The organism is Ruegeria sp. BG10, assembly GCF_056538575.1.
Map to the genome: position 1 here is coordinate 132,435 of NZ_JBQFTI010000001.1, position 16,668 is coordinate 149,102.

Annotated in this window: 16 protein-coding genes; 14 read left to right on the forward strand and 2 right to left on the reverse strand. The window is 61.1% G+C overall.

Annotated elements, in window-relative coordinates; translation table 11 throughout:
• Positions 1 to 34: 34 nt before the first annotated feature.
• Positions 35 to 1,999: a 3-hydroxyacyl-CoA dehydrogenase NAD-binding domain-containing protein gene (locus ACR0D8_RS00635; RefSeq protein ID WP_480643959.1), complete on the reverse strand. Its 1,965-nt coding sequence runs from the start codon at positions 1,997 to 1,999 to the stop codon at positions 35 to 37.
• A gap of 146 nt (positions 2,000 to 2,145) precedes the next feature.
• Here ACR0D8_RS00635 and ACR0D8_RS00640 point away from each other — a divergent pair, with 146 nt between their 5' ends.
• From ACR0D8_RS00640 to pcaF, 14 genes are all read left to right on the forward strand, one after another.
• A complete protein-coding gene (locus ACR0D8_RS00640) occupies positions 2,146 to 4,440 on the forward strand; it encodes a bifunctional salicylyl-CoA 5-hydroxylase/oxidoreductase (protein ID WP_480643961.1) in 2,295 nt (764 codons plus the stop codon).
• Entirely contained in the window at positions 4,437 to 5,168 is a 732-nt protein-coding gene (locus tag ACR0D8_RS00645; protein ID WP_480643963.1) for an SDR family NAD(P)-dependent oxidoreductase, read from the forward strand. The genes ACR0D8_RS00640 and ACR0D8_RS00645 overlap by 4 nt, the downstream gene beginning before the upstream one ends.
• Complete coding sequence (locus ACR0D8_RS00650; RefSeq protein ID WP_480643964.1) at positions 5,165 to 5,632, forward strand: MarR family winged helix-turn-helix transcriptional regulator; 468 nt, start codon at positions 5,165 to 5,167, stop codon at positions 5,630 to 5,632. Before ACR0D8_RS00645 ends, ACR0D8_RS00650 begins: the two co-directional genes overlap by 4 nt.
• On the forward strand, positions 5,622 to 6,422 hold the full coding sequence (locus ACR0D8_RS00655; protein WP_480643966.1) for an enoyl-CoA hydratase family protein: 801 nt from the start codon (positions 5,622 to 5,624) through the stop codon (positions 6,420 to 6,422). The genes ACR0D8_RS00650 and ACR0D8_RS00655 overlap by 11 nt, the downstream gene beginning before the upstream one ends.
• Positions 6,422 to 7,573, forward strand: a complete 1,152-nt coding sequence (locus ACR0D8_RS00660) for an acyl-CoA dehydrogenase family protein (RefSeq protein ID WP_480643968.1) — start codon at positions 6,422 to 6,424, stop codon at positions 7,571 to 7,573. Before ACR0D8_RS00655 ends, ACR0D8_RS00660 begins: the two co-directional genes overlap by 1 nt.
• Positions 7,573 to 9,204, forward strand: coding sequence for an AMP-binding protein (locus ACR0D8_RS00665; RefSeq protein ID WP_480643970.1), 1,632 nt, complete (start codon positions 7,573 to 7,575; stop codon positions 9,202 to 9,204). The genes ACR0D8_RS00660 and ACR0D8_RS00665 overlap by 1 nt, the downstream gene beginning before the upstream one ends.
• A gap of 108 nt (positions 9,205 to 9,312) precedes the next feature.
• The gene (locus ACR0D8_RS00670; protein WP_480643971.1) at positions 9,313 to 10,443 is read left to right on the forward strand and encodes an ABC transporter substrate-binding protein; all 1,131 of its coding nucleotides are present in this window, start codon (positions 9,313 to 9,315) and stop codon (positions 10,441 to 10,443) included.
• A 51-nt stretch (positions 10,444 to 10,494) separates the two neighbouring features.
• Positions 10,495 to 11,415, forward strand: a complete 921-nt coding sequence (locus ACR0D8_RS00675; protein WP_480643973.1) for a branched-chain amino acid ABC transporter permease — start codon at positions 10,495 to 10,497, stop codon at positions 11,413 to 11,415.
• Positions 11,412 to 12,398: a branched-chain amino acid ABC transporter permease gene (locus ACR0D8_RS00680; protein WP_480643975.1), complete on the forward strand. Its 987-nt coding sequence runs from the start codon at positions 11,412 to 11,414 to the stop codon at positions 12,396 to 12,398. The genes ACR0D8_RS00675 and ACR0D8_RS00680 overlap by 4 nt, the downstream gene beginning before the upstream one ends.
• Positions 12,391 to 13,140, forward strand: coding sequence for an ABC transporter ATP-binding protein (locus tag ACR0D8_RS00685; RefSeq protein ID WP_480643977.1), 750 nt, complete (start codon positions 12,391 to 12,393; stop codon positions 13,138 to 13,140). The genes ACR0D8_RS00680 and ACR0D8_RS00685 overlap by 8 nt, the downstream gene beginning before the upstream one ends.
• Positions 13,137 to 13,823 carry an ABC transporter ATP-binding protein gene (locus ACR0D8_RS00690; protein WP_480643979.1) on the forward strand — a complete coding sequence of 229 codons (687 nt, stop codon included), beginning with the start codon at positions 13,137 to 13,139 and terminating at the stop codon, positions 13,821 to 13,823. The genes ACR0D8_RS00685 and ACR0D8_RS00690 overlap by 4 nt, the downstream gene beginning before the upstream one ends.
• Positions 13,823 to 14,230, forward strand: coding sequence for an acyl-CoA thioesterase (locus ACR0D8_RS00695; protein ID WP_480643980.1), 408 nt, complete (start codon positions 13,823 to 13,825; stop codon positions 14,228 to 14,230). Before ACR0D8_RS00690 ends, ACR0D8_RS00695 begins: the two co-directional genes overlap by 1 nt.
• Positions 14,227 to 14,622: a RidA family protein gene (locus ACR0D8_RS00700; RefSeq protein WP_475158095.1), complete on the forward strand. Its 396-nt coding sequence runs from the start codon at positions 14,227 to 14,229 to the stop codon at positions 14,620 to 14,622. Before ACR0D8_RS00695 ends, ACR0D8_RS00700 begins: the two co-directional genes overlap by 4 nt.
• A complete protein-coding gene (gene pcaF / locus ACR0D8_RS00705) occupies positions 14,619 to 15,827 on the forward strand; it encodes a 3-oxoadipyl-CoA thiolase (RefSeq protein WP_480643981.1) in 1,209 nt (402 codons plus the stop codon). The genes ACR0D8_RS00700 and pcaF overlap by 4 nt, the downstream gene beginning before the upstream one ends.
• A gap of 51 nt (positions 15,828 to 15,878) precedes the next feature.
• Here the strand turns inward: pcaF and ACR0D8_RS00710 are convergent, their stop codons facing one another.
• Positions 15,879 to 16,631 carry a porin family protein gene (locus tag ACR0D8_RS00710; protein WP_480643983.1) on the reverse strand — a complete coding sequence of 251 codons (753 nt, stop codon included), beginning with the start codon at positions 16,629 to 16,631 and terminating at the stop codon, positions 15,879 to 15,881.
• Between the last annotated feature and the right edge of the window lie 37 nt (positions 16,632 to 16,668).

A 16,668-nucleotide genomic window follows, 5' to 3' on the forward strand; every position in this document is an offset into this window, starting at 1 on the left:
AGTACGGGTCGGTTTTTCGGGTGCGGGTTCTGCTTTAACCCGCGGTTAAACCCTGTGTGGTCATGAACAGCGGCCCGCCGCGCCATCGGGGAAATCCGTAGCCGTTGACCATGACAACGTCGATATCTTCAGCCCGCCGCGCGATGCCCTCGGTCAGCAGCGTTTGTGCCTCGGCCTGCATGGTCGACAGGATGCGCCGCGTGATATCAGCGTCGGATATCGGTGCACGGGCAATGGCCTTGCGCGCGGATTCCGCCAGAATAAGGCTTTTTACCCATTGTGAGGGTTCCGCCTTGCCATCGGTGTAGTCGTACCAGCCTTTTCCGGCCTTGCGGCCGAACCGCCCGGCCTCGCACAGCTTGTCGGCGATGTGAACGTAACGCTCATCCGGATCGCGGGTTGAGGCGCGGTTTTTGCGCCTCGCCCAGCCAATATCGAGCCCGGCGAGATCCTGCATCTCGAACAGGCCCATGGGAAAGCCGAAGGCTCGCATCGCCCGGTCCACGTCCCAGGGCAGGGCGCTGTCTTCGATCATGTATTCGCATTCGCGCCGATAGGCCGACATGATGCGGTTGCCGATAAACCCGTCGCATACGCCCGCAGGTACGGCGATTTTCCCCAGCTTTCGAGCCAGCATAAACCCGGTGGCGACCGCAGATGGGTCAGCCTGTGCGGGGATGATGACTTCAAGCAGTTTCATGATGTGCGCGGGCGAGAAAAAGTGCAGGCCGATCACCCGTTCGGGGTGTCGGGTCTGGCGTGCGATGGCACCGATATCTAGGTATGACGTGTTGCTCGCCAACACTGCCTCAGGCCGCAGGATGGCATCCAACTCCTGAAACACTCGGGTTTTCAGGGACATGTCTTCGAATACCGCCTCAATGACAAGCCCGGTGTCCGAAAGGGCCTGATACGTCGTTGCTGTCGTCAGTGATGCGATGAGATTTTCAAACTTGCTCTGGTCGATGAGGCCACGTTTCAGGCTGTCTTTCAGAATGCTTTCTACACGGCCCAATCCGGCTGCGCGCGCGGGTTCGTCCCGTTCGACCAGTGTGACCGGCAGGCCCGACAGCAGGCAGGCGGCTGCGATCCCGGCCCCCATGGTGCCGCCGCCGATCACCCCGACAGTGTTGAGGGGGCGGGGCGCAACACCCTTCAGTTCGGGTGGTTTCGGCGCGGAACGTTCCGCAAAGAAGATATAGCGCAAGGCCGCGCTTTGCGGGTAGGATTTCAGTGTCAGGAAAGCCTCGCGTTCCTTTATCAATGCCTCCGGCGCCGGAAGGTCGAGCGCATTCTGCACGGCAGCCACCGCCGCGGCAGGCGCATGGGCACCGCGCGCTTTTGAAAGGACTGCGTGCTTTGCAGCCTGCCACGCCTCCTGATCAGCAATGGGTCGGGCGTCCGCACGGCTCAACGCCGTTCTGGCCGGATTGTCCACAGCCTGCTGCGCAAGCGAAACGGCATGTGCCGTAAGATCGGTGTCCGCAATTTCGTCGATCAAACCCAGATCACGCGCTTTTTGTGCGGATACGGGCTTTCCTGTCGCCACCATTTTCAACGCTTCGGCCGGGTCGATCAGGCGCGGCAACCGGACGGTTCCGCCAGCCCCGGGGATCAGGCCAAGCGTTACTTCAGGCAGACCCAGCTTGGTATCAGGACCTGCGATGCGATGCGTGCAGCCAAGCGTGATTTCCAGCCCGCCACCCAGGACAGTCCCATGCAAGGCCGCCACCCAGGGTTTCGCTGCATTTTCAATGGCGTGAATGACGTCGGGCAGATGAGGTTCCTGCGGCGGTCTGTCGAATTCTTTCACATCAGCGCCGGCGGTGAAGGTCCGGCCCTCGGCCCGCAGAACGACCGACCGGATTGCATCATCCTCTTCGACCACAGACAGCGCTGTCAGCAAACCTGCGCGCACGGCCTGGCTGGCTGCGTTCACAGGCGGGTTGTCGATCGTCACAACCGCCACATCACCGCGCGTTTCTATCCGAACCACCATCAGACAACATACCTGCCGCATTGGAAGACACCTGCAAAGCCTAGTCGCATCAGATAAAACTTCAAGCATAAAATATTTTAACTTGAAGGGATGGCCGACTCGGTCTAGCGTTTCAGGTACGGCAACTGATGAGGGGAAGGGTGACGATGCGCGTTGCATGCCTCGGCGGGGGACCTGCTGGTCTTTATTTCGGGATTTCGATGAAGCTTCGCGATCCGGATGCCGAAGTGGTTGTGATCGAGCGCAACCGCCCGGACGACACCTTTGGGTGGGGGGTGGTCCTTTCCGATGAAACGCTGGACAACCTGGCGGCCAATGACGCGGTGAGCGCGGCAAGAATCCGTGACCACTTTGCCTATTGGGACGATGTCGCGCTGGTTCACAAAGGTCAGCGCACCCTGTCCAGCGGGCACGGGTTTTGCGGCATCGGGCGCAAGCAGCTGTTGCTGATCCTGCAGGCGCGCGCCCGCGAGCTTGGCGTTGAGATGCGGTTTGAAACCGAAGCCGCCTCAGCGTCCGACTATATGGAGGCTTACGACGTCGTTATCGCCTCGGACGGGTTGAATTCGAAAACCCGTTCCGAGTTTTCAGATGTGTTCAGGCCGGACATCGACCAAAGGCTGTGCCAGTTTGTCTGGCTGGGAACGCATCAGAAATTCGATGATGCCTTTACCTTTATCTTCGAAAAGACGGACAAGGGATGGGTCTGGGCGCATGCCTATCAGTTCGACCCTGACACGGCGACCTTCATCGTCGAATGCACGCAAGAGACGTTTGACGCCTACGGGTTCGACGACATGACCCAGCAGCAGTCGATTGCCGTCTGCGAAGAGATATTCAAGGATCATCTGGGCGGCCATCCCTTGATGACCAACGCCAGACATATCCGAGGTTCGGCCTGGCTGCGGTTTCCACGGGTTCTGTGTGAAAAGTGGAGCCACCGGAATGTCGTGCTGTTGGGGGATGCTGCGGCAACCGCGCATTTCTCGATCGGGTCAGGCACCAAGCTGGCGCTGGAAAGCGCGATTGCGCTGGCAGAGTTCATCACTACGGAAGCAACGCTTGAGGCCGCCTTTGCCCGTTATGAGGATGAGCGCCGGCTGGAGGTTCTGCGCCTGCAATCGGCGGCGCGAAACTCGGTCGAATGGTTCGAGGATGTGGAGCGGTACCTTGATCTGGATTCGGTGCAGCTGAACTATTCGATGCTGACCCGGTCGCAGCGGATCAGCCACGAAAACCTGCGCGAACGGGATGCGGGCTGGCTGGGCCGGGCCGAGGCCTGGTTCATGCAGCAGGCCGGCGCGGAAACCAACGCCCCCGCCCGTGCGCCCATGTTCGCGCCCTTTCGCCTGCGCGACATGGTGCTGAAGAACCGGATCGTGGTTTCGCCCATGGCGCAATATAAGGCCGTCGATGGCTGTCCGACGGACTGGCATCTGATTCACTATGGCGAGCGTGCCAAAGGCGGGGCGGGGCTGGTCTATACCGAAATGACCTGCGTCAGCGCGGAGGGGCGGATCACGCCGGGCTGTCCGGGGCTTTATGCAGAGGAACACGAAGCCGCCTGGCGTCGCCTGACGGATTTTGTCCATGCCGAGACCGAAGCCAAGATTTGTTGCCAGATCGGTCATTCGGGCCGCAAAGGATCTACACGGATCGGATGGGAAGGCATGGATCAGCCGCTGGAGGAAGGGAACTGGCCGTTGATTTCCGCCTCGGCCCTTGCGTGGTCGGACGAAAACGCGGTGCCAAAGAAAATGGACCGCGCGGATATGGACAAGGTTACCGACGAATTTGTTGCGGCAGCCCAGATGGCGGATCGCGCCGGGTTCGACATGATCGAACTGCATGCCGCACATGGCTATCTGATCTCGTCCTTCATATCGCCATTGTCGAATACCCGCGACGATGACTATGGCGGTAGTCTGGAAAATCGCATGCGCTATCCGCTGGAGGTCTTTTCAGCCATGCGCGCGGTCTGGCCGGATACAAAGCCGATGGCTGTCCGCATCTCGGCCAGCGACTGGGCGGGCGATGACGGTGTCACGCCGGAAGAAGCTGTTGAGGTCGCGGCCATGTTCGACGCCGCCGGTGCCGACATCGTGGATGTGTCCGCAGGCCAGACCTCGACCAAGGCCAAGCCGGTTTACGGCCGGATGTTCCAGACCCCGTTTTCAGATCGCATCCGCAATGAGCGCGGCATCAGCACCATGGCGGTGGGGAATATCTACGAGGCCGATCACGTCAATTCGATCCTGATGGCCGGGCGCGCCGATCTGGTCTGTCTGGCCCGCCCGCATCTGAGCGACCCGTATTGGACCCTGCACGCCGCCACTGACCTGGGAGACCGTTTGGAAACCTGGCCCAAGCCGTACGAGGCAGGGCGGGATCAGGCCTGGCGGCTGGCCGACCGTGAGGCGGAAATGGCGGGCAAAGTATGAGCCATGTGATCATATCCGGCGGTGGATCAGGGGTTGGTGCGGCCATCGCCCACGCATTCGCGCAAAGCGGGGCAGCCGTAACGCTGCTGGGCCGGACCGAGACCAGTTTGCAGCAACAGGGGCTGCCATATGAGGTCTGCGATGTGACCGATGCCGCGCAGGTTGAAGCGGCCTTTACCGCCGCGCGCGCTGCGCGCGGTGCGGTCACGGTGGTTATAGCGAACGCTGGCGCCGCGCAGTCCGTTCCGTTTAGCAAGATGACGGCGGAGGACCTGCGCGCGATGACCGAGGTGAATCTGGTCGGCGTGTTCAATCTGTGGAAAGCCGGTTTGCCGGACATGCAGTCAGCGGGCACCGGTCGCCTGATTGCCATTGCCTCGACCGCCGGGCTGAAAGGGTTTGCGTATGTCTCGGGCTATTGCGCGGCAAAACACGGGGTAGTGGGCCTGACGCGCGCGCTGGCGGTCGAGCTGGCGCAGACCGGGATCACGGTGAACGCGGTTTGCCCGGGCTTTGTGGACACCCCCATGCTGGAGCGGTCGATTGCAAATATCGTCGAAAAAACGGGGATGAGCGCAGAGGATGCTGCGGCGTCTTTGCACAGTGGCAACCCGCAGCGCCGCTTTATCCAGCCCGATGAGGTCGCGGATGCGGTGATGTGGCTGTGTTCGGATGCGGCCAGATCCGTGAACGGCCATACGCTGTCACTATCCGGGGGTGAAGTATGACGCCAACCCTCGCCCAGACGCCGCTGGAAGGGGCCTCGAAGGAAAGGCTGCGCCTCTGGCTGCGACTGCTCAAGACCACGCGCAGCATCGAAGGCAAGTTGCGGGAAAATTTTCGCTCGGAATTCGATACGACGCTTCCCCGGTTCGATGTGATGGCCGCCCTGTCGCGGTTTGAGGGTGGCCTGAAGATGAGCGAAATTTCCGGCGTTCTGCGCGTGTCCAACGGCAACGTCACGGGTATCGTGGACCGGTTGGCCGAAGACGGGCTGCTGGTGCGCGTTCCGGTGCCGGGGGATCGCCGCGCGCACCGCGTGCGGATGACACAGAAAGGGTGCGAGGAATTTGCCCGTCAGGCGGCCGCGCATGAAGCCTGGATCGCGGACATGCTGGGCCAGTTCACAGCCGAAGAGGCACGGACACTCACCACAGAATTCAGCTTGCCGGAGGACCCCAATGACCCGTGACGCCACGCATTTCCGGTGCGAAATCAGCGACCGCATCGCCACGGTTGCGCTGGACCGGCCTGACCGTAAGAACCCTTTGACCTTCGACAGCTACGCCGAACTGCGCGACTGGTTTCGGGATCTGGTCTATTCCGACGACGTCGACGCGGTTGTCTTTGCATCAAATGGCGGCAATTTCAGTTCCGGCGGCGACGTGCATGACATCATCGGGCCACTGACCCGGATGAATATGAAAGAGCTTTTGACCTTTACCCGGATGACCGGCGATCTGGTCAAGGCGATCGTGAATTGCGGCAAGCCGGTGATCGCAGCGGTGGATGGTGTGTGCGTGGGTGCGGGGGCCATTATCGCCATGGCCTCGGATCTGCGGATCGCCACACCGCAGGCGAAATGCGCGTTTCTGTTCACACGGGTCGGACTTGCCGGGTGCGATATGGGGGCCTGTGCCATTCTGCCCCGGATCATCGGTCAGGGGCGGGCGGCAGAGCTGCTATATACCGGCCGGTCGATGAGCGCCGAGGAAGGTCATACGTGGGGATTCTACAACAGCGTCGTCGACGCCACCCAGCTTGACACAGCCGCACAGGACATGGCCCGGCGCATCGCCGCAGGGCCGAATTTCGCCCATATGATGACCAAGACGATGCTGGCACAGGAATGGTCCATGTCGATCGAACAGGCGATCGAGGCCGAGGCGCAGGCGCAGGCCATCTGTATGCAGACCGGCGATTTCGAACGCGCCTATAACGCCTTTGTCGCAAAAGAAAAACCAGTGTTCGAGGGGAATTGATGGTGGATCAGAGCTTCCTTTCATGGCCGTTTTTCGAACAGCGACACCGGGACTGGGCAGCGCGCATGGAAGAAGTCGCGCGGGGGCTTGAGATCGACCATCGCGATACGGATGCCGCCTGTCGCACTCTTGTTCGAACGTTGGGCGAAGCCGGGGTGCTGAACCCGACGGACGATGACGGTGGACAGATTGATGTCAGAACCCTGTGCCTGGCCAGAGAAACGCTGGCGCGGCATGACGGTCTGGCGGATTTCTCCTTTGCGATGCAGGGCCTTGGGACCGGAGCGATTTCCCTGTTCGGGTCACCGGACCAAAAAGCGGCCTGGTTGCCGAAAACGCGCAATGGGCAGGCGATATCCGCCTTTGCACTGACGGAACCGCAGTCAGGGTCGGACGTGGCGAGCTCCACCATGTCCGCCACGCGTGATGGCAGCCATTACGTGCTGAACGGGGAAAAAACCTGGATCTCGAACGGCGGCATAGCCGACGTGTACACCCTGTTCGCCCGTACCGGAGAAGCGCCCGGTGCCAGGGGATTGTCGGCATTTGTCGTCACCCCCGATTTGCCTGGGTTTGAGATCACCGCGCGGCTCGACACCATCGCCCCGCATCCGCTGGCCACGCTGCGGTTTGACGATGTGCGGGTGCCGGTGCAGGCAATGATCGGGTCGCCCGGCGCGGGGTTTCGCATTGCCATGTCCGTGCTGGACGTGTTCCGCCCGACCGTTGCTGCGGCGGCCCTGGGTTTTGCCCGGCGGGCACTGGACGAAGCTCTGGCACGGGTTTCGTCCCGTCAAATTCAGGGTGCGCCCCTGTTCGATCTGCAGATGGTGCAGGGCCACATTGCGGATATGGCGCTGGATGTCGATGCGGCGGCGCTGCTGATCTATCGCGCTGCCTGGGCCAAGGACAGCGGCGCGCCCCGCATCACGCGTGAGGCGGCGATGGCCAAGCTGTTCGCCACCGACCACGCGCAACAGGTCATCGACAAGGCGGTGCAGCTTTTCGGAGGAGACGGCGTGCGGTCCGGCATGCCCGTTGAATCGCTGTATCGCGAAATCCGGGCTTTGCGGATCTACGAAGGCGCTTCGGATGTTCAGAAAGTCGTCATCGCGCGCCAGACGATGGCGGCCCATATGGAGGGGAAGTGATGCTGGGACCGTCCGCGCATACCGACACGTTCAGTCGCGACAGCCTGCCGCCGCAAGACCAGTGGCCGGAGTTCCTGTTGGACGGGTTCGACTATCCTGAATTTCTGAACGCCGGGTATGAACTGACGGATGCGATGGTCGCCAAGGGTTTTGGCGACAATATCGCGCTGATCGGCAACGGGCGGCAGCGGACGTATAAGGAGCTCAGCGACTGGACCAACCGGCTGGCGCACGTGCTGGTCGAAGACCTGGGAGTGGCGCCGGGCAACCGGGTTCTGATCCGGTCGGCCAACAATCCGGCAATGGTGGCCTGTTGGCTGGCGGCGACCAAGGCCGGGGCCGTCGTGGTCAACACGATGCCGATGCTGCGCGCTGGTGAACTGGCCAAACAAGTCGACAAGGCAGAGATTCAATTCGCGCTCTGCGACACCCGACTGATGGACGAGATGCGGGCCTGCGCCAGTGACAGCCGGTTCCTGAAGCGGGTCGTTGGATTTGACGGCACGTCGAACCACGATGCCGAACTGGACAGGCTGGCGCTGGAAAAACCGGTTCAGTTCGATTGTGTGCAAACCGGGCGGGATGATGTGGCCTTGCTGGGGTTTACCTCCGGCTCGACCGGTGAGCCCAAAGCGACGATGCATTTCCACCGCGATCTGATGATCATCGCCGACGGTTATGCCCGTGAAGTTCTGGATGTGCAGCCCGAAGATGTCTTTGTCGGCTCGCCCCCTCTGGCCTTCACCTTCGGGCTGGGCGGGCTGGCAGTCTTTCCTCTGCGCTTTGGGGCGACGGCCACGTTGCTGGAACAGGCCTCGCCACCCGGCATGATCGAGATCATCGAGAAGTATAAGGCAACCGTGTGCTTTACCGCCCCCACCGCCTATCGCGTCATGCTGCAGGCGATGGAGGATGGTGCCGACCTGTCCAGCCTGCGCGCTGCGGTCTCGGCAGGTGAAACGCTGCCCAAACCTGTCTATGACGATTGGATGGCCCGGACCGGCAAGCCGATGCTGGACGGTATCGGGGCCACTGAATTGCTGCATATCTTCATCTCGAACCGGTTTGACGATCACCGTCCCGCCTGCACTGGCAGACCGGTGAGCGGATATGAGGCGCGGGTTCTGAAAAACGATGGCACCGAAGCTGACACGGACGAGGTTGGCCGGCTGGCCATTCGCGGCCCCACCGGCTGCCGATACCTGAACGATGAAAGGCAGCGGGGCTACGTCTCGGACGGATGGAACATCACAGGCGACAGTTTCTATAAAGACGCCGATGGCTATTTCCATTTTGCTGCCCGCAATGACGATATGATCGTGTCGGCGGGCTATAATATTGCCGGACCCGAGGTCGAGGCCGCGTTGCTGGCCCATGAGGCCGTGTCGGAATGCGCGGTGATCGGCGCGCCGGATTCCGAACGCGGGCATATCGTCGAGGCGCATGTTGTTCTGGTCGAAGGTGCGACGGCGGATGACGCTATGCGTGAAGACCTTCAGGCCCATACCAAATCCGTCATTGCGCCCTACAAATACCCGCGCTCCATCCGGTTCTGCCAAGACCTGCCCAAAACCGCGACTGGGAAAATTCAGCGGTTCAGACTGAAATCGCCGGCAGCACAGAAAGAGTGATCGGAGATTGACGAGGCAACAAAAAAGATCGTCCTGTCAGGGGCATAGACCGAACGCAGGGAATAATGACATAAGTTGCGTTCAGAAGACCAACGAAGGGAGATGAAGATGAAAAAGTTTCTAGCGGCAGCGGCGGTATCCGCGCTTTGCGCGACGGGCGCGCTGGCCGAAGTCAAGGTTGGGATGATCACTACCCTTTCCGGTGGCGGTGCCGGGTTGGGCATCGACGTGCGCGACGGGTTCATGCTGGCGATTGCACAATCGGGACGCGACGATATCGAGGTGGTGATCGAGGACGATCAGCGCAAGCCGGACATTGCCGTTCAACTTTCGGACAAGATGATTCAGTCGGAACGGGTCGACGTGATGACGGGTATCATCTGGTCCAACCTTGCCATGGCGGTTGTGCCTGCGGCGGTGAACCAGAACGTGTTCTATCTGTCTCCCAACGCCGGGCCATCGCCGCTGGCAGGGAAGGGCTGTCATCAGAATTATTTCAACGTAGCCTGGCAGAACGACAACCTGCACGAGGCCGCCGGAGCCTATGCCAATGGCGCGGGTTTCAAGAACAGCTTTATCATGGCGCCGAACTATCCCGCGGGCGTCGACGCGCTGACCGGCTATAAACGCTTTTTTGAAGGCGATCTGGCTGGCGAGATTTATACCGAACTTGGTCAGACCGACTATGCCGCCGAAATCGCGCAAATCCGCGCAAGTGACGCGGACAGCGTGTTCTTTTTCCTTCCGGGCGGTATGGGGATTTCCTTCCTCAAGCAATATGCCGACAGCGGCATCGACATTCCGGTTGTGGGTCCGGCCTTCAGCTTTGATCAGGGGATTCTGCAAGCGGTCGGCGACGCGGCCATGGGTGTGGTGAACACGTCGCAGTGGAACAAGGACATCGACAATCCCACCAACGCGGCCTTTGTCGAAAGCTTTCAGGCGGAATATGGGCGTTTGCCTTCGCTATATGCAAGCCAGGGGTTTGATGCGGCGAATCTGTTGCTGTCCGCTCTGGACAAGGCCGACCCGTCAGATGCGGATGCCTTCCGCGAGGCGCTGCGCGCGGCCGAGTTCGACAGCACCCGTGGCGATTTCAGCTTTGGGCCCAACCACCATCCAGTGCAGACGATCTATGCGCGCGAAGTGATCAAGGAAGGCGACGTCTTCACCAACAAGATCATCGGCGTGGCGCTGGAAAACCATTCGGACGCCTATGCGGCTGAGTGCAAGATGTAACGACCTGCTGCCTGCCCCTTTGCCGGGGGCGGGCAGATCACCGGAGTTTCCATGTCATCGATCCTGATTATCGAGCAGATCCTGAACGGGCTGCAGTTCGGCGTCATGCTGTTTTTGATGGCGGCTGGCCTGACGCTGATTTTCGGCGTGATGGGTCTGATCAATCTCGCCCACGGCTCGCTCTATATGGTCGGGGCCTTTGCCGCCGCTGCCGTTGCGGGGGCCACCGGTTCGTTCCTGCTGGCCCTGATCGCCGCCCTGGCGGCTGCGGCGCTGGCCGGGGCGATTGTGGAAATGGTGGTGATCCGGCGGTTGTACAACGCGCCGCATCTGGATCAGGTTCTGTCGACTTTCGCACTGATCCTGATTTTTTCTGAAGGCACCCGTTGGGTGTTCGGATCGTTCCCTTTGTTTCTGGACATCCCAGACGCGCTGTCAGGCCCCGTGACGCTGCCGGGCGGGATTGAATACCCGCTTTATCGGCTGACCCTGATCGGAATTGGCTTGGCCGTGGCCGTTGGTCTTTGGGCCTTGATCGAGCGCACGCGTCTGGGCATCCAGATCAGGGCCGGTGAAAACGATCGCGAGATGATCGCGGCGCTGGGCGTCGATATCTCAAAGCTCTACACGCTGGTCTTTGCCCTCGGCGCGGCACTGGCCGGATTGGCCGGTGCACTGGTGGGCGCAATCCAGTCGGTGCAGGTCGGGATGGGAGAGCCGGTTCTGATCCTTGCCTTTGTCGTCATCGTCATCGGCGGCATCGGGTCGGTGCGCGGCGCCTTCATCGGGGCGGTGCTGGTCGGGCTGACCGACACGCTGGGCGGCGTGTTTCTGCCTGAGCTGTTCAAGCTGTTCATGGAGACCGGCGCGGCGCAGAAAAGCGGCTCGGCACTGGCATCGATGGGGATTTACGTGCTGATGGGGCTGGTGCTGATCTGGCGACCCACTGGTCTGTTCGGAGCCCGCGCATGAGGTTGAATGAAAAATACCTCAACGGGCTGATGATCGCGGGCCTGCTGGCGCTGCCGCTCTGGGCGCTGGTTGCGGATCAGCCGTTTACCATCACACTGGTGACGCGGGCGGTGATACTTGCGCTGGCGGCGGTTGGCCTGAACATCATCCTGGGGATCGGCGGCATGGTCAGTTTCGGACACGCCGCGTTCTTCGGGATCGGCGGTTATGCGATGGGCATTCTTGCCTATCACGCGCAAACCTACACCGCCCTTGATCTGGGCCTGTTCACGACGGATGGCACCAAGTCGATGCCTGTGATCTGGCTGGCCGCCATGATCACGTCCGGCATCGTGGCGTTCTTCATTGGGTTGCTGTCGCTGCGCACCTCGGGCGTGTACTTCATCATGATCACGCTCGCCTTTGGTCAGATGTTTTTCTATTTCGCCATCTCCTGGGCGCAATATGGCGGTGAGGACGGGTTGTCGATCTATGTCCGAAACGACTTTCCCGGCCTGAACACCCTGTTGCCGATCCAATTCTACGCTGTCTGCTTCACGTTGCTGTGCGCGGTGCTGTTTCTGTTCGCGCGCCTGCAGGCTTCGCCCTTCGGGCTGGCCCTGAATGCAGCGCGCCAGACGGCGACCAGGGTCGAAACGGTGGGGTTGAACCCCATGCGGCTCAAGCTGCTGGCCTTTGTCCTTTCGGGCGCGATCACCGGGTTGGCGGGGGCCTTGTTCGCCGACCTGAACCGTTTTGTCTCGCCTACGATGTTCAGCTGGCAATTGTCCGGTGAACTGATCGTGTTGATCATCATCGGCGGGGTCGGGCGTCTGATGGGTCCGGTGATCGGGGCTTGTGTCTTTGTGGCGCTGGAACATTTTCTGGGGGAGCTCACCGATTTCTGGCACGTCTATCTGGGGGTGATCCTGTTGTGTATCGTGCTGTTCGGTCGGGGCGGTCTGATCGGTCTGCTGACCGGAAAAGAGGGCGCGCATGTCTGATCCCGTACTCGCCACGCGCAACCTGAACAAAAGCTTTGGTGCACTGAAAGCCACGGACGATGTGTCCATTGACCTGAGATCAGGAGAGATTCACGCCATCATCGGCCCTAACGGCGCAGGCAAGTCCACCCTGATCCAACAGATTTGCGGTGGATTGCAGCCGGATTCCGGGCAGGTCATGCTGCGCGGTCAGGACGTTTCGCGTCTCAGCGCGCAGGCGCGGGCGCAGGCCGGACTGGGGCGCACCTTCCAGATTTCGCAGCTTTGCATGGAAGATACCGTTCTGGAGAACGCGGTTCTGGGCGCGATGGGCGCAGAGCGCCTGTCCTGGCGGTTCTGGCGACCTGCCCTGAAACGGTCCGAGCTGCGCGACATTGCCGAAGCTGCGCTGGAGCGTGTGGGCCTGAGCGATGAGCGCGACACGCGTTGCGCCAACCTCAGCCACGGGCAGCGCCGCCAGCTTGAGGTTGCGGTTGCGCTGACGCTGTCGCCGCGCGCTTTTGTGATGGATGAGCCGATGGCCGGGTTGGGGGCCGGAGGGTCAAAACGGCTGACCGGCTTCCTTGACGGGCTGCGCGAAGAAGCACCGATATTGCTGGTGGAACATGACATGGACGCGGTGTTTGCGCTGGCCGACCGGATCAGCGTGTTGGTCTACGGCAAGGTGATCGCGACCGGCACAGCGGATGACATTCGCACCAGCCCGGAAGTGCGCGATGCCTATCTGGGGGATGAGGCATGACCCTGCTGCGAATCGAAAACCTCACCGCTACCTATGGCGTCAGCCAGGCCCTGTTCGGCGTTGATCTTGCGATGACGCAGGGCGAGGTTACCGCCCTGATGGGTCGCAACGGGATGGGTAAGACCACGACCGTGAAAGCCATTTGCCGGATGATCCAGTCCGAAGGAACGCTGACGCTGGACGGCCAGAACCTGCACGTGCTGCCCAGTCACAAGGTCGCCCGCAGCGGCGTGGGTCTGGTGCCTGAAGGGCGGCGCTGCTTTGCCGATCTTACGGTACGCGAAAACCTGATTGCCGCCGCGCGCCCGGGGGACTGGACATTGCGCAGTGTCGCGGAGCTGTTCCCCCGGCTGGGAGAGCGCCAGGCGCAGCGTGCCGCTTCGCTGTCCGGCGGCGAGCAGCAGATGCTGGCCATCGGTCGGGCCCTGATGACCAACCCGCGGTTGCTGATCCTGGATGAGGCGACCGAAGGTCTTGCCCCGATCGTCCGGCAGGAAATCTGGACCGCCCTGCATCGCCTGAAACAAGAAACGAGCGTGGCGATCCTGCTGATCGACAAATCGCTCAAGGAACTGGCGGCGGTGTCGGACAGGGCTGTTATACTGGAGCGTGGCAGAACCGTCTGGTCGGGCGCGATGGCTGATCTGACCCACGACATCACAGAAAAATACGTGGGGGTCTGATGCCGTTCGAGTTTCATCAAAAGGTGCTGTTCAAACATTGCGACCCGGCGGGGATCGTCTTCTTTCCACGCTATTTCGAGATGATCAACGATTGCGTCGAGGCGTTTTTTGATCAGGGCCTGAAGGCTCCGTTCCACGATCTTCATCGCGTGGGGGCGGTTCCGACCGCGCAAATCGAAACCCGTTTCCCGGCCCCCAGCCGCCATGGTGACCAGTTGATTTTCCAACTTGGGATCGTGAAGATCGGGCGCAGCTCGGCCAAATACGCGATGACTGCGCGCTGCGGCGATGAGGTGCGGCTGACGACCTCTGCCACACTTGTTCACGTCGGCGCCAATGGTCGCCCCGTGGCATGGCCGGACACCATCCGCAGCAAGCTACAGACATTCAGGGATGACGCATCATGAGTCATAAGATCATTCAGCCAGAAAACTGGCTTCCGGCAAAAGGCTATGCAAATGGTGTTCTGACGAAAGACGGAACCTTGCATATCGGCGGCCAGATCGGCTGGGACGCGAACAAGAATTTTGTTGGCGGCGGCTTCATCGGCCAGATGAAACAGGCGCTGCGGAATATCGTCGAAATCGTCGAGGCCGGCGGCGGCCAGGTCACCGACGTCACGCGGCTTACCTGGTTTGTCACCGACAAACGCGAGTACTTGGCGAAACAGGCCGAAGTTGGCGCTGCCTACCGCGAGGTGTTTGGCCGCCACTTTCCAGCCATGTCGATGATCATTGTCGCCGATCTGGTCGAAGATGAAGCCGTGGTTGAAATCGAAGCCACGGCGCATCTGTCATGACCGAGCGCGAGGTTTTTATCTGCGATTACGTCCGCACGCCCATCGGGCGCTATGGTGGCGCGCTGGCGCAGGTGCGCGCGGACGATCTGGCGGCGCTGCCGGTCAAGGCCCTGATGACGCGGTCCCCACGTGCCGACTGGGGTGCGGTGGACGAGTTGATACTGGGCGCGACAAATCAGGCGGGTGAAGACAATCGCAACCTGGCCCGTATGGTGGTGCTTTTGTCGGGCCTTCCCAAGACGGTGCCCGCGTTCACGATCAACCGACTTTGCGCGTCGGGCATGGACGCCGTAATCGCCGGCGCGCGGGCCATTCGGACCGGCGACGCCGACCTGATCATCGCCGGGGGCGCCGAAAGCATGAGTCGCGCGCCACTGGTCATGCCCAAGCCGGACGCAGCGTTTTCGCGCCGGGCCGAAGTCTTTGACACAACGATCGGCTGGCGATTTGTCAATCCGGCGATCGAACGGGCCTGGGGTGTCGACAGCATGCCCGAGACCGCCGAAAATGTCGCCGCAGAGTGGAACATATCGCGCGCCGATCAGGATGCCTTCGCGTTACAAAGCCAGCAACGCGCACTGGCTGCTCAGCAAAACGGGCGGCTGGCGAGAGAGATCATTTCCGTAGAAATCGCGTCCCGGAAGGGCGACGCGACGATTGTCGAAACGGATGAACATCCGCGTGCCACTACGCGGGACAGGCTTTCAGCCCTGAAGACGCCATTTCGCAGCGATGGTTCGGTAACAGCCGGCAACGCGTCCGGCATCAACGACGGTGCGGCGGCGCTGGTTCTGGCCAGTGGTGAGGGTGTGCGCGCCCACGGGCTAACTCCGCTGGCACGGGTCGAAGGTGCCGCCAGCGCGGGTGTTCCGCCAAGGGTCATGGGGATCGGTCCGGTGCCGGCCACGCAAAAACTCTGTGACCGACTAGGGATATCTCCTTCAGATTTCGACCTGATCGAGCTGAATGAGGCCTTTGCCGCTCAGGCGCTGGCTGTGGCACGAGGGCTGGGGCTGGACCCCATGGCGGATCACATCAACCCCAATGGCGGTGCCATCGCCCTTGGTCACCCGCTGGGTATGACCGGCGCGCGTCTTGTCGGTACGGCCGCGCTGGAGCTTTCGAGCCGTGGTTTGACGCGCGCGCTGTGCAGCATGTGCGTCGGCGTTGGGCAGGGGGTTTCACTGGCACTGCATGGCGTGTGATCCGGTCCGGACGATCCCATCCATCACCTGTGCCGGAACCACGCCAAAACGTCAGAACCGATAGGTGGCACCGATCAGAGGCCCGGATTGATTGAATTCGTAGGGACTGCCGTCGATATCATGATCAAATGAAATATAGCGGTATCCGCCGCGCAGCATCCATCTTTCATTGATGATATAATCGGCGGTCAGCAAGACCTGCCAGGTTTCACTGCCACTGCGAAACCCGCCATAGTCCAGATACGCCGTTCCGGTCCAGTCATCGGACAGTGTGAAACGCGCCCTTGCGCCGATAACCGGGTCAAACCAGCTGTCATCCGCGACAGTGTTGCGTCCCGGCATGGTCCCGGGGGTCAAAGTGAAGTCCGTTTCGGTGCTGTACCAACGAAAGCCGCCAAGCAGGTCCAGATTGACCGCAGGGTCCTGACGAATCCGGTAACCCAGCATCGCCGTTGCAAACTGTGTTTCGACCGAAGTGTCCAGTTCTGCGTTTGCAGGTCCGGGCGCGTTGTCGCTGAAGGAGAGGTCAGTATAGTTATAGTCGAACAAAACGCTCCAGCGCCCGTTTGTCGCTGAAAACGCTCCCATAAAGGCAAAGTCCAGGTTATCCAGAGCATCCGAAAAGCTGAGCGTACCGTCCAGCGTTCCCATCGGTGTCTCGAACCTGGTCTCTGTCTCGGGCATGAACAGATAGATTGAGGCTTCGTAAGACCACCCGGACTGTTGGGATACTGCCAAGGTTGCAGATGAGGCCAGGAAAGCCAGACCAATCGCGCTACATGACGTCAATCGTTTAGTAAACACTGTGTCCCTCCGTTCACTCAGGTTCGTTCCGCTTGTT

What these genes read in the sequence shown, in the direction of transcription:
- ACR0D8_RS00635 (WP_480643959.1), bottom strand. Translation starts at nt 1,999, where the DNA reads ATGGTGGTTCGGATAGAAACGCGCGGTGATGTGGCGGTTGTGACGATC.
- ACR0D8_RS00640 (WP_480643961.1), top strand. Translation starts at nt 2,146, where the DNA reads ATGCGCGTTGCATGCCTCGGCGGGGGACCTGCTGGTCTTTATTTCGGG.
- ACR0D8_RS00645 (WP_480643963.1), top strand. Translation starts at nt 4,437, where the DNA reads ATGAGCCATGTGATCATATCCGGCGGTGGATCAGGGGTTGGTGCGGCC.
- ACR0D8_RS00650 (WP_480643964.1), top strand. Translation starts at nt 5,165, where the DNA reads ATGACGCCAACCCTCGCCCAGACGCCGCTGGAAGGGGCCTCGAAGGAA.
- ACR0D8_RS00655 (WP_480643966.1), top strand. Translation starts at nt 5,622, where the DNA reads ATGACCCGTGACGCCACGCATTTCCGGTGCGAAATCAGCGACCGCATC.
- ACR0D8_RS00660 (WP_480643968.1), top strand. Translation starts at nt 6,422, where the DNA reads ATGGTGGATCAGAGCTTCCTTTCATGGCCGTTTTTCGAACAGCGACAC.
- ACR0D8_RS00665 (WP_480643970.1), top strand. Translation starts at nt 7,573, where the DNA reads ATGCTGGGACCGTCCGCGCATACCGACACGTTCAGTCGCGACAGCCTG.
- ACR0D8_RS00670 (WP_480643971.1), top strand. Translation starts at nt 9,313, where the DNA reads ATGAAAAAGTTTCTAGCGGCAGCGGCGGTATCCGCGCTTTGCGCGACG.
- ACR0D8_RS00675 (WP_480643973.1), top strand. Translation starts at nt 10,495, where the DNA reads ATGTCATCGATCCTGATTATCGAGCAGATCCTGAACGGGCTGCAGTTC.
- ACR0D8_RS00680 (WP_480643975.1), top strand. Translation starts at nt 11,412, where the DNA reads ATGAGGTTGAATGAAAAATACCTCAACGGGCTGATGATCGCGGGCCTG.
- ACR0D8_RS00685 (WP_480643977.1), top strand. Translation starts at nt 12,391, where the DNA reads ATGTCTGATCCCGTACTCGCCACGCGCAACCTGAACAAAAGCTTTGGT.
- ACR0D8_RS00690 (WP_480643979.1), top strand. Translation starts at nt 13,137, where the DNA reads ATGACCCTGCTGCGAATCGAAAACCTCACCGCTACCTATGGCGTCAGC.
- ACR0D8_RS00695 (WP_480643980.1), top strand. Translation starts at nt 13,823, where the DNA reads ATGCCGTTCGAGTTTCATCAAAAGGTGCTGTTCAAACATTGCGACCCG.
- ACR0D8_RS00700 (WP_475158095.1), top strand. Translation starts at nt 14,227, where the DNA reads ATGAGTCATAAGATCATTCAGCCAGAAAACTGGCTTCCGGCAAAAGGC.
- pcaF (WP_480643981.1), top strand. Translation starts at nt 14,619, where the DNA reads ATGACCGAGCGCGAGGTTTTTATCTGCGATTACGTCCGCACGCCCATC.